This window comes from Streptomyces sp. NPDC015032 (assembly GCF_043080425.1).
Classification (GTDB): Bacteria; Actinomycetota; Actinomycetes; order Streptomycetales; family Streptomycetaceae; genus Streptomyces.
Genome location: NZ_JBIBVN010000010.1, coordinates 74324 through 85845, shown reverse-complemented (window position 1 = coordinate 85845; position 11522 = coordinate 74324). Strand labels below are relative to the sequence as shown.

The 11522-nt window shown below is 69.8% G+C and carries 12 protein-coding genes; 7 read left to right on the top strand and 5 right to left on the bottom strand.

Annotated features, from left to right (window positions below; all coding sequences use genetic code 11):
* Positions 1-30 precede the first annotated feature (30 nt).
* Positions 31-534 (bottom strand): hypothetical protein, encoded by a 504-nt coding sequence (locus tag ACF08M_RS16905; RefSeq protein WP_392186025.1) that lies wholly within the window; start codon positions 532-534, stop codon positions 31-33.
* Between the two features lie 278 nt (positions 535-812).
* On the opposite strand from ACF08M_RS16905, the gene ACF08M_RS16900 reads away from it, so the two are divergent.
* Positions 813-1055 (top strand): DUF397 domain-containing protein, encoded by a 243-nt coding sequence (locus ACF08M_RS16900; RefSeq protein WP_037690973.1) that lies wholly within the window; start codon positions 813-815, stop codon positions 1053-1055.
* A gap of 236 nt (positions 1056-1291) precedes the next feature.
* On the opposite strand, the gene ACF08M_RS16895 is transcribed toward ACF08M_RS16900, so the two are convergent.
* The gene (locus ACF08M_RS16895; protein ID WP_392186024.1) at positions 1292-1792 is read right to left on the bottom strand and encodes an ATP-binding protein; all 501 of its coding nucleotides are present in this window, start codon (positions 1790-1792) and stop codon (positions 1292-1294) included.
* A 326-nt stretch (positions 1793-2118) separates the two neighbouring features.
* Here ACF08M_RS16895 and ACF08M_RS16890 point away from each other — a divergent pair, with 326 nt between their 5' ends.
* The 6 genes from ACF08M_RS16890 (at position 2119) to ACF08M_RS16865 (ending at position 7826) form a co-directional block, all read left to right on the top strand.
* Positions 2119-3000, top strand: a complete 882-nt coding sequence (locus ACF08M_RS16890) for a helix-turn-helix domain-containing protein (protein ID WP_392186148.1) — start codon at positions 2119-2121, stop codon at positions 2998-3000.
* Positions 3001-3054: 54 nt separating this feature from the next.
* Entirely contained in the window at positions 3055-4512 is a 1458-nt protein-coding gene (locus ACF08M_RS16885; RefSeq protein WP_392186023.1) for an aldehyde dehydrogenase family protein, read from the top strand.
* Positions 4513-4788: 276 nt separating this feature from the next.
* On the top strand, positions 4789-5358 hold the full coding sequence (locus ACF08M_RS16880) for a DinB family protein (protein ID WP_392186022.1): 570 nt from the start codon (positions 4789-4791) through the stop codon (positions 5356-5358).
* A gap of 18 nt (positions 5359-5376) precedes the next feature.
* The gene (locus ACF08M_RS16875) at positions 5377-6018 is read left to right on the top strand and encodes a PadR family transcriptional regulator (RefSeq protein ID WP_392186021.1); all 642 of its coding nucleotides are present in this window, start codon (positions 5377-5379) and stop codon (positions 6016-6018) included.
* Positions 6019-6096: 78 nt separating this feature from the next.
* A complete protein-coding gene (locus ACF08M_RS16870) occupies positions 6097-7044 on the top strand; it encodes an ATP-binding cassette domain-containing protein (protein WP_392186147.1) in 948 nt (315 codons plus the stop codon).
* A complete protein-coding gene (locus ACF08M_RS16865) occupies positions 7041-7826 on the top strand; it encodes an ABC transporter permease (RefSeq protein ID WP_392186020.1) in 786 nt (261 codons plus the stop codon). The genes ACF08M_RS16870 and ACF08M_RS16865 overlap by 4 nt, the downstream gene beginning before the upstream one ends.
* Positions 7827-7842: 16 nt before the next feature.
* Here the strand turns inward: ACF08M_RS16865 and ACF08M_RS16860 are convergent, their stop codons facing one another.
* The 3 genes from ACF08M_RS16860 to ACF08M_RS16850 form a co-directional block, all read right to left on the bottom strand.
* On the bottom strand, positions 7843-9267 hold the full coding sequence (locus tag ACF08M_RS16860; RefSeq protein WP_392186019.1) for a glutamate decarboxylase: 1425 nt from the start codon (positions 9265-9267) through the stop codon (positions 7843-7845).
* A 73-nt stretch (positions 9268-9340) separates the two neighbouring features.
* Entirely contained in the window at positions 9341-9997 is a 657-nt protein-coding gene (wrbA, locus tag ACF08M_RS16855; protein WP_392186018.1) for an NAD(P)H:quinone oxidoreductase, read from the bottom strand.
* 140 nt (positions 9998-10137) lie between these two features.
* Positions 10138-11424 (bottom strand): ion channel protein, encoded by a 1287-nt coding sequence (locus ACF08M_RS16850; protein ID WP_392186017.1) that lies wholly within the window; start codon positions 11422-11424, stop codon positions 10138-10140.
* Between the last annotated feature and the right edge of the window lie 98 nt (positions 11425-11522).

Genomic DNA, 11522 nt, shown 5'->3' with positions numbered 1-11522 from the left:
ACGGAGACGGAGACGGCTCGGTCCCGCCCGTCAGGGGGTCGGCAGGTCCGGCAGACCGGACGGAATCGCTCCCGGCGCGGTCTTGGCCAAGGTGTCCTTCGTCCCGCTGTCCCAGGACACGACAGCGGTCTTGCCGTCGTTGGACTCGACGGACCCCGTGGTGCGCCTGGTATCGCCGTCGGTGCACTTCAGCGTCAGCGTCACCTTGCCCGTGTCGTTCACGGTGCCCGTGCAGGCCTGCTGCTCGGTGACGAGGACGGCCTTGCCGGACGCGACGGACAGGACCACCGCCTTGCCGTCGGTCTTGCCGGCCCAACCGCCTTCCAGCGCAGCGCCGTCGGCCCCGGACTCGCCGTCGCCACTGCCGTTGCTGTCCCCCGTAGCCCGGCCGTTCTTCCCGGCCCCGGCCCCGGCCCCGGCCCCGGCGCCGTTGTCCGGGTCGCTCTTCCCGCCGTCACTGCTGCAGCCGGTCAGTGCGACGGCGGTGACGAATCCGGCGACGACCACGGCACCGGTGCGTACGACGTTGCGCATGCGGAATTCCCCCTTGTCGACGAAAGCCCGCGCCAAGCTACCAGCGCGCGCGGACCCCGGATGGGGCGGCCGACTCGGGGTAGGGGCAACCGAATGGAGCCGGACGGACAACCCGTACGTCTATCCCTGCGTCCAAAGCGGTAATCGCAAAGCTGTAATCACGGGAACACCCCGAGTGCACGTGCATCGGCGCATGCATCTGCTCATGCAGGGATATTTGAACAGAGCTATGATCCGAGACAGTTGACACTTGCACCTTGCAACTCGGGGAGCGTCCTGTGCACCACGTGTACAACGGCATGGCGGCCACAGAGCTTCGCGGAGTCGTCTGGCAGAAGAGCAGACACAGCAACTCCCAGGGATCCTGTGTGGAGTTCGCGAAACTGCCCGACGGTGATGTGGCGATGCGGAATTCGCGCCACCCCGACGGGCCGGCCCTGGTCTATACGCCCGCCGAGATAGAGGCGCTGCTGCTCGGGGTGAAGGATGGGGAGTTCGACCACCTCATAGCGGGCGGCTGATCACATCCCGCGGGCCGACCGGTGTCCGACCCGCCGGCCCGACCCGCCGGTCCGACCCGCCGGTCCGACCCGCCGGCCCGACCCGCCGGTCCGACCCGCCGGCCCAGCCCGCCGGTCGACGCCTGTCCCGCCTCGCTGGTCGCCATCCGCCCGGCCTCACTGGTCGTCACTTGCCCGGCCCCGCCGGTCGCCATCCGCCCGGTCCGTCGCTCGCCGCCGGGCCGGGCGGATGCGGATTACGCGTTGTCCGACAGCTGGAACAGCGCCCAGACCACCTTGCCGCGCGGTGCTGCCGCGCCGTTCGGGCTTTTCGCCCCCAGCACGGGGGAGGGGTGCCAGCCCCAGGAGTCGCTGAAGGACTCCACCAGGAAGAGGCCCCGGCCCGACTCCGCGGAGTCGGGGGCCTCGGAGGCGATGGGGCTCTCCGGGCTGGGGTCGCGCACGGCGCACACCAGGCGCGAGCTCCAACGCATCAAGTGCAGCCGTACGGGTGATTCCTGGAGGTCCGGCACCGTGTCCGTGGGCAGGGCGTGCCGCAGGGCGTTGGTGACGAGTTCGGAGACGACCAGCGAGACGTCGTCGAAGCGCTCGTCCAGCCCCCATCGGCTCAGTGTCGTCCTGGTGAATCTCCGCGCCCCGCCCACGGCTTCGTACTGGGCGGGCAGAGCGCAGGTGGCCGATCCGGAGACGGCTGAGGGATCGATGGGGGGAAGCCCCTGCCGTAACGGCTCGAGCATCGTCGATCCATTCGTCCCCATGCGAGGCACTCCCGGGATTCGCGGCTGTATCGGTACTGCGGGGTACAGCGGCACAACACGAACGAGCACGCAGGTGCGCGAGGACCATGGTTCCGAATGCGCAGGGCAGATGCAAGGGCAGATGCACGTGCACGCGCCGGACCTGTCCGAACCCGTGCCGGTTCTTGGTCATTTCTTCCTGCGGGTATTTTCGTAGCTTTACGGGAGCCTTCTCATTTCCGTAATCGAATGAGTACGGGCTGAAGCGTTTTGGTGGCAGAATCCGGCACTTGGGGTTCAGGGGGAGCCCCGGTGTCCAGGAAGCGATGGGGAGGGCCGGACCAGTGGCGGCAGGCGAGTCGAGTGGATCTGTGGTGCGACGCATCCTGCTGGGCTCGCAGCTCAGGCGGCTGCGCGACTCGCGCGGGATCACGCGTGAGGCGGCCGGCTACTCCATCCGGGCTTCCGAATCGAAGATCAGCCGCATGGAGTTGGGACGGGTGAGCTTCAAGGCCAGGGACGTCGAGGACCTGCTCACGCTCTACGGTGTCACGGACGAGGCGGAGCGCGACGCCCTGCTCGGTCTGGCCCGCGAGGCCAATGTGGCGGGCTGGTGGCACAGTTACGGAGATGTACTGCCCGGTTGGTTCCAGACGTACGTCGGTCTGGAGGGAGCGGCATCGCTCATCCGGGTGTACGAAGTCCAGTTCGTCCACGGTCTGTTGCAGACCGAGGACTATGCGCACGCGGTAGTCGCCCGGGGCATGGGCGGCGCGCCGGCGGCCGAGATCGACCGCCGTGTGGCGCTGCGGCTGGAGCGCCAGAAGGCTCTCGTGTCCGAACGCGCACCCCGGTTCCACGCCGTACTGGACGAGGCGGCACTGCGTCGGCCCTACGGCGACCGTGAAGTCATGCGCGGACAACTGCGGCATCTGATCGAGATGTCGGAGCAGCCCAACATCACTCTTCAAGTGATGCCCTTCAGTTTTGGCGGGCATGCCGGGGAGAGCGGCTCTTTTACGATGCTCCGATTCCCGGAATCCGATCTGTCGGACATTGTCTATTTGGAGCAGCTGACAAGTGCGCTCTATCTGGACAAGGCTGAAGAAGTCGCTCAGTACGAAAAGGCCATGACGCGACTGCACGAGGACAGCCCCGGGCCCGAGGAGAGTCGCGACCTGCTCCGCGGTCTGCTCCAACTGGCGTGATTCATCAGTACGATGACGGTTCTACGGGAGTCTGCACCTGAGTTAAGGGATCGCATGTCCTTCTTCTACGAGCTGGCCGACCAGTACATCGACGGTGAGTGGCGGACCGGAACCGGCTCGTGGGACATCATCGATTTCAATCCCTACAACGGGGAGAAACTCGCCGCGATCACCATCGCGACCGCGCAGGAGGTCGATCTGGCCTACCGTGCCGCCGAACGCGCCCAGCGGTCCTGGGCCCTCATCAATCCGTACGAGCGCCGCGGCATTCTGGAACGTGCCCTGCGCATCACCGAGGAACTGCACGACGACATTGTCGAGGCGATCGTCGACGAGTCGGGCGGCACCCGTGCCAAGGCGGAGTACGAGGTCCGTTTCGGCAAGGAGTTCCTGCGCGACGCGACCCATCAGGCGCTGCGCCCCGGGGCGCGCATCCTGCCCTCCTCGGCGGACGGCAAGGAGAACCGTCTCCACCGGCAGCCCGTCGGGGTCATAGGGGTGATCAGTCCCTTCAACTACCCCTTCCTGGTGACGATGAAGTCCGTCGCCCCGGCTCTCGCGCTCGGCAACGCGGTCGTCGTCAAGCCCAATCAGAACGCCCCGGTCGTCGGCGGCGGGCTGATCGCGAAGATCTTCGAGGACGCCGGACTGCCCGCCGGACTGCTCAACGTCGTGATCACCGACGTGGCCGAAATAGGGGACGCGTTCATCGAGCACCCCGTCCCGAAGGTGATCTCCTTCGCGGGCACGGACCGGGTCGGCCGCCACGTCGGCGCGACGGCGGCCGGGCACTTCAAGCGGACGATCCTCGAACTCAGCGGCAACAGCGCCCTGGTGGTGCTGGAGGACGCCGACATCGACTACGCGGTCGACGCGGCGGTCTTCAGCCGCTTCGTGTACCAGGGGCAGGTCTGCATGGCCGCCAACCGCATCCTGGTGGACCGGGGCGTGGAGCGTGAGTTCACGGAGAAGTTCACCGCCAGGGTGGCCGCGCTGAGGACCGGAGACCCACGCGACCCGGAGACCCAGATCGGCCCGGTCATCAACACCTTCCAGGCCGACGCCCTGACCGCCCTGGTCGACCAGGCGCTCGCCGAGGGGGCCACCGCGCTCGTACGGGGCCGGACCCGCGGCAATCTCGTGGAGCCGACCGTGCTCACCGGGCTTCCCGCGGACTCCCCGCTGCTGTCCCAGGAGATATTCGGCCCGGTGGCGCTGCTGGTGCCGTTCGACGGCGAGGACGATGCCGTACGGATCGCCAACGACACCCCGTACGGGCTGAGCGGCGCCGTGCACACCCGCGGCGCCGAACGCGGGGTGCGGTTCGCGCGGCGCGTCGTCACCGGGATGTTCCACGTCAACGACTCCACCGTCCAGGACGATCCGCTGATGGCCTTCGGCGGTGAGAAGTCCTCCGGTATCGGCCGGCTGAACGGCGAGGCGACCGTGGACGCCTTCACCACCCAGAAGTGGATCTCCATCCAGCACGGCCGGAGTGCGTTCCCCTTCTGACGTCCCTGCCGTTCCTGACGTCCCTGCCGTTCCTGACGTCCCTGCCGTTCCTGACGTCCCTGCCGTCCCCGACGGCGTCCCTGTCGTCGTCGCCGTCCCCGACTTCCCTGTCGTCGTCGCCACCTCCGCCGTCCGCCCGCGCGAAGTGCCGACGTACTGGTCCGCACGAGGTCTGGTCTGCCCGGAGTCCCGGAGTTGAGGACAGGAGCTGACCGCAAGGGTCCGTAGCGTGGTCGGTGTCAGGAAGAAACCGGCACAGAACTCAGGGCGGACATCATGGTCACTCACGTTCCCGCGGAAGCCACCGGCGACGAGCGCGGCGCGCTCCTCTCCTTCGTCGAGGCGCAGCGCGGCGCGATCCGGCGCTCGCTCATCGGTCTGACCGAGGAGCAGGCGGCGAGCCGGCCCAGCGCCAGCGAACTCTCCCTCTCCGGACTGCTCAAGCATGTGGCCCGGACCGAGCAGCACTGGCTGTGGATGGCTCAGCAGCGGACCGGCGACACCGCACTGACCGGCGACACCTCACAGGTCCAGGAGGCCTGGGCGGACACCTTCCGGCTCATCGGCGACGAGACCGTGGAGCAGATGCTGGAGTTCTGGGACGGCGTCGCGGCCGAGGTCGAGAAGTTCATCCGCTCGGTGCCCAGCCTGGACGACACCTTCCCGCTGCCCGACGCGCCCTGGTTCCCGAAGGATGGACGGGTCTCGATGCGCTGGCTGCTGATCCATCTCGTCGAGGAGCACGCCCGGCACGCCGGGCACGCCGACATCATCCGGGAGTCCCTGGACGGCCGCACCGCGTTCGAGCTGGTCGCCGAGGCGGCGGGCTACGCTGATCAAAGTTGAATAGGAAGGGTGCGTGACATGTCCGCGATCCGGCTGCTGGTCCTCTGCGCCGTGCGTCAGCACGGCCGGGCGCACGGCTATCAGGTCCGCAACGACCTGGAGTACTGGGGCGCCCACGAGTGGTCCAACGCCAAGCCGGGATCGGTCTACCACGCACTGAAGCAGATGGCGAAGCAGGGGCTGCTGGTCGCCCACGAGACGGCCCCGAGCACGGCGGGGGGCCCGCCCCGTACCGAGTACGAGATAACCGAGCGCGGCAACGAGGAGTACCTCGCGCTGTTGCGCGCCGCGCTGACCTCGTACGACCAGAAGCCGGATGTGCTGGCGGCGGGTCTCGGCGGGATGGTCGACCTGGAGCGGTCCGAGGCGATCGGGCTGCTCCAGGAGCGGGTCGCCGGTCTCGCGGCCTGGCGGGCCTCGGTCACCGAGTACTACACGCCGGAGGCCGGGCCCGAGGCGCTCGGCCACATCGGCGAGATCATGAACATGTGGGTCCACTCGGCGGATGCCGGGGCGGAGTGGACACGCGAGCTGATCGCGCGCATCGAAGGCGGGGCCTACAGCTTCGCGGGGGAGGGCGAACCCTTCGTCGGGGTGCTTGCCGAGGGGCAGGAGAACCCTTACGCGACCGGTGTCCGCGATCCCGGCGACGACGAGTAATCAAGTTTGACGAATGAGGCGGTCGTGGTTACCTTCGATCTCGCTAGTCAAGTTTGACTACGGGAGGGTGTGGCGATTTTGACGGACGCGATCGTTGTCGAAGGTGTGCACAAGCGATACGGGGAGAAACGTGCCCTGGACGGCCTGGACCTCAGGGTGGCCCGCTCCACCGTCCACGCCGTGCTCGGCCCCAACGGGGCGGGCAAGACCACGGCGGTGCGCATCCTGTCGACGCTGCTGCGCCATGACGAGGGGCGGGTCGAGGTGGCGGGGTTCGATGTACGGGACCGGGCCGGTGAGGTCCGGCGCCGGATCGGGCTGCTGGGGCAGTATGCGGCGGTCGACGAGGAGCTCGGGGGCCGGCAGAACCTGGAGATGTTCGGCCGCCTGTACCACCTGGGTGCACGTCGGGCGGGTGTACGGGCGGACGAACTGCTGGCCCGCTTCGGGCTCGCGGACACCGGCCGGAAGCCGGTCAAGGAGTACAGCGGCGGCATGCGGCGACGGCTCGATCTGGCCGCCTCGCTGATCACCGGCCCGGAGGTGCTCTTCCTGGACGAGCCCACCACCGGACTCGACCCGCGCGGCCGGGCCGAGGTGTGGGCGGCGGTGCGCTCGCTGGTGGGCGGCGGCACGACCGTCCTGCTGACCACGCAGTACCTGGAGGAGGCCGATCAGCTCGCCGACCGGATCTCGGTGATCGACGCGGGACGCGTGGCCGCCGAGGGGACGGCCGACGAACTGAAGGCGATAGTGGCCGGGGACCGCATCGATGTCGTCGTCCGGGACGGGGCCCGACTGGCCGCCGCTGCCCGGCTGCTGGGCGCCGGGGCGGTGGTCGACCCGGACCGGCGGCTGATCGGGGCTCCGGCGCCGGACCGGATGGCGGCCCTGATCCGGACCGTACGGGTGCTGGAGGAGGCGGGCATCGAGGCGGAGGACATCGCGGTGCGGCGCCCGACGCTGGACGAGGTCTTCCTCGCGCTGACCGACCGGAAGCCGGCGCCCGCGGAGGTGCTGGCATGAGCGCGATGAGCTGGGCGGTCTCCGACTCCTGGACGATGACGCGGCGTGAACTGGCGCACTGGGCACGGCAGCCGGTGCGGATCGTCGTCGGCCTGGTCTTCCCCGTGATGCTGCTGCTGATGTTCAACTACCTGGTCGGTGGCGGGCAGGGCGTCGACGGCGACAACACCGAGTTCCTGGTGCCCGGGATGCTCGCGCTCACCATGGCCTTCGGCCTGGAGTCGACCATGCTCGCGGTCACCCAGGACCTGAACAAGGGGGTCATCGACCGGTTCCGCGCCCTGCCGATGGTCTCCGGTTCGGTGCTGGTCGGCCGGAGCGCCGCGGACATGCTCCAGTCGGCGGCCGCGCTCGCCGTGATGGCCGGGGTCGGTTACGCGGTCGGCTGGCGCTGGCACCACGGGCCGGCCGCGGTTCTGGGAGCGGCGGGGCTTCTGCTGCTGTTGCGGTTCGCGATGCTGTGGATCGGCATCCATCTGGCGCTGGTGGCCGGGAAGCCGGAGCTGGTGCAGGCGGTGCAGATCCTGGTCTGGCCGGTCGGCTTCCTCTCCAATGTCTTCGCCGCCCCGGAGTCGATGCCGGGATGGCTGGGCGCGGTCGTCGAGTGGAACCCGATGTCGGCCACGGCCACGGCGGTGCGCCGGCTGTTCGGCAACCCGGGCGCGGCCGGCGGCACCTGGGCGTCCGACCACGCCGAACTGCTCGCGGTGGCCTGGCCGTTGGCGCTGACCGCGGTGTTCTTCCCGCTGGCGGTACGGAGGTTCGCCCGGATCGGCCGCTGAGCGTTCCCGCCGGCCCTCAGTGGTGGAAGGAGGTCGCCGCCTGCGTGTCGTGGCTCAACGGGTGCGGCTGGCGGCGCAGGTCGGGAAGGATCAGCCGGAAGTCCTCCACGAGCAGCTCGGCGAGGTCCGACGAGAAGCCGTTGCGGCACACCACACGCAGCACCGACAGGTCCTGCCGGTTGGCGGGGAAGGTGTACGCGGGCACCCGCCAGCCCTGCTCGCGCAGCCGCCTCGACACGTCGAAGACGTCGTAGGCGTCCACATCCGGCGCGGTCGTCAGCGCGAAGACGGGCAGCTGGTCGCCCCGGGTGAGGAGCCGGAAGTCCCCGAGCTCCTCGATCCGCCCGGCCAGCCCCCGGGCCACGTCCCGGGACGCCTGCTGGACGGCCCGGTAGCCGTCCCGGCCCAGCCGCAGGAAGGTGTAGTACTGCGCCACCACCTGGGCGCCGGGCCGGGAGAAGTTCAGGGCGAAGGTCGGCATGTCGCCGCCCAGGTAGTTGACCCGGAAGACCAGCTCCTCGGGCAGCTGCGCGGGCGAGCGCCACAGGGCCCAGCCGACGCCCGGGTAGACGAGGCCGTACTTGTGCCCGGAGGTGTTGATGGAGGAGACCCGGGGCAGCCGGAAGTCCCACAGCAGGTCCTCGTCCAGGAACGGCGCCACCATCGCGCCCGACGCCCCGTCCACATGCACGGGGACGTCGAGGCCGGTGCGCTCCTGGAGGGCGTCCAGCGCCGCGCAGAGCTCCGCGATCGGCTCGTACGAACCGTCGAAGGTGGAGCCGAGGATGCCGACGACGCCGATGGTGTTCTCGTCGCAGAGGTCGGCCGCGGCCTGCGGGTCGAGATGGAAGCGGTCGCCCTCCATCGGGACCAGCCGCGGTTCGACCTCCCAGAAGTTGCAGAACTTGTCCCAGCAGACCTGCACATTGATGCCCATGACGAGGTTCGGCCGGGCGGTCGCCGGATAGCGGTCGGCGTTCCTGGCCGCCCAGCGGCGTTTCAGCGCCAGGCCCGAGAGCATGCAGGCCTCGCTGGAGCCCGTGGTCGAGCAGCCCACGGCGGCCGAGGGGTCGGGGGCGTTCCAGAGGTTGGCGAGCATCGCCACACAGCGCCGTTCCAGCTCGGCGGTGCGCGGGTACTCGTCCTTGTCGATCATGTTCTTGTCGCGGCACTCGCCCATCAGGACCCCGGCCTCGGGTTCCATCCAGGTGGTGACGAAGGTGGCGAGGTTGAGTCGCGCGTTGCCGTCGAGCATCAGCTCGTCATGGATCAGGCCGTACGCGGTCGAGGGCGGCATCGGCCGGTCGGGCAGCCGGTGCCGGGGCGGCGCCGACTCCATGCCGGCGGTCGGGTCGGCCTCCCCGAAGAACGGGTTGAGGGCGAGTCTGCGGCGTTTCTCGGACGCTTCCTTACCGTGGGGTGAACCCGTGTGGAGAGGCATCGGCGGACAGCCTTTCTCGGCTCTCGGCGGGCGTGGTGACCCGCGACGGTCCTGTCGGCTTGCGGTGCTGCGGTCAGCTCCCGGGCCGGTCCGGCCCGGGCGTGGAGCGGTTCTCGGCGGCGAGGCCGTCCTTGATGGCCCGGGTGAACCTGACGACCCGTTCGGCCTGGACCCGGGCGGCGGTCAGGGTCTGCACACCGACCGGAATGTCGCCCTGCCCCGCCACGTGCGAAGTGCCGTACGGATTGCCGTCGACGAACTTCGAGGGGTCCGTGTAGCCGGGGGCGACGAGGATGCCGCCGAAGTGATGGATCGTGTGGTAGAGCGCGAGCAGGGTGGATTCCTGGCCGCCGTGCGCGGTGCTGGTGGAGGTGAAGCCGCTGTAGACCTTGTCGGCGAGACGGCCCGCCTGCCAGAGGCCGCCGAGAGTGTCGATGAACTGCTTGAGCTGGGAGGTGACATTGCCGAACCGGGTCGGTGTACCGAAGATCACGGCGTCCGCCCAGAGAATGTCGTCGTGCGACGCCTCGGCGATGCCGGCGGTCTCCTCCGCGTTGGCGGCCCAGGCCGGGTTGGAGTCGATGGCCTTCCGCGGGGCGAGCTCACGGGCCTTGCGCAGCCGTACCTCCGCACCGGCCTTCTCGGCGTCCGCCGCCATGGCCCTGGCCATCGCGGCGACGGTGCCGGTGGACGAGTAGTAGATGACGGCGACGTTGACGGGCGTGGGCATGACGGCAACCTCCGGCAGGGTCTGAAAAATATGGACGTCTGCGGATGTTCACGGAGATATCCATATGGATGCGACCTTACGGAGATCCGGGGCGTCCGGCGCGTCGAGCGGCGGCGCCGGGCAACGGGACCGGACCGGACTCACCTCAGCGGCGTACCGTCCTCGCGCAGTTGCATCTGTGGTCGCCCGGTCACCAGCAGCCAGGCCGGCAGCGAGGCGATGCACAGGATCGGGAGCACGGCCGCGTCGCCCACCAGTACCGCGGCGGTGAACAGGCTCAGCCAGCCCTGCCGGGTGACGGCCAGCAGCATCCCCAGCACCGCACAGGTCACCGCGAGCGTCACCGGAACCGATGTGACCAGGGCGTGGGCGCACAACCCGAGCGCGACCCCCGCGAAGACGGCGGGGAAGATCCGCCCGCCCCGGAAGCCGCAGGTCGCCGCGGTCAGCAGCGCGGCCGTCTTCACCACGGCCATGACCGCGAACTGCCCGGCCGACCAGCCGCTCGGGTCACCGGCGAGCTCCTTCACCTCGTCGAGTCCCTTGAACAGGGTGAGGTGGCCGCCCAGCGCGCCCAGCAGGCCCAGCAGTAGCCCGCCGAGGGTCAGTGCCAGGACCGGGTGTCCCAGGGCCCGGAAGAACCGGTGCGCGTACGGGAAGGCGTACACCGCGAGCAGACCCAGCGCCGCACCCGCCGCGGCGATGACGACCGAGGAGAACACGTCGCCCCAGCGGGGGCTGGTGTAGGCGGGCAGCGACAGGTCGAAGCTGGGATGGGCCAGCAGCGTCATGGTGAGCGCCCCGGCGGTGCCCGCCGCGAGCGGACCGAAGAGCCGGTCCCACAGCGCGCCCGGTCCGGCGCGGGAGGCGAGGGACTCGGAGAGGATCAGCGCGGCGGCGACGGGGGTGCCGAAGAGCGCGCCGACGGTACCGGCCGCGGCCAGCGGGATCCACAGCTCCGCCGTCGTGCCCGGCGCGAATCGGCGGCCGAGCCAGAAGGCCAGTGCGACGTTGGCGGCCGTGATCGGGTTCTCCGGGCCGAGACTGATCCCGCCCGCCAGGGTGAACACCGTGACGAGCAGCAGCCCGGGAACGACACCGGGCGCGAGCGGTGGATCGACCAGCCCGGTGGTCGCCGGATCGGGACCGGCGTGACCGGGCACCGCCCGGATGAGCAGCCCGGCCACCAGCCCGCTCGCGGTGAGCATCACGATCATCCAGAGCGTGGAGTAGCGGCCGACGGAGAGCGCGTCGGGAAGTGTGCCCCAGAGCACGTCCTGCAATTTCTCCGCGAGAAGGCTGACACCCAGCAGGACGAGGGCCGAGGCGACCCCGACGGTCAGTGCGGGCACGATGACGGGCAGCAGCCGGCGCGCGGGGGCGGGCGCGGGGGCGGATCCGGCCGGGGCGGGGGAATCGGTGGCCATCGGCTCACCCTATAGGCGTAAAAGCCGCATAACCCCCCGAATGGTGCCGGGGCGGTGGCGTTTCGGGCTTGCACCTCACGTCGCGTCAGGACTCAGGC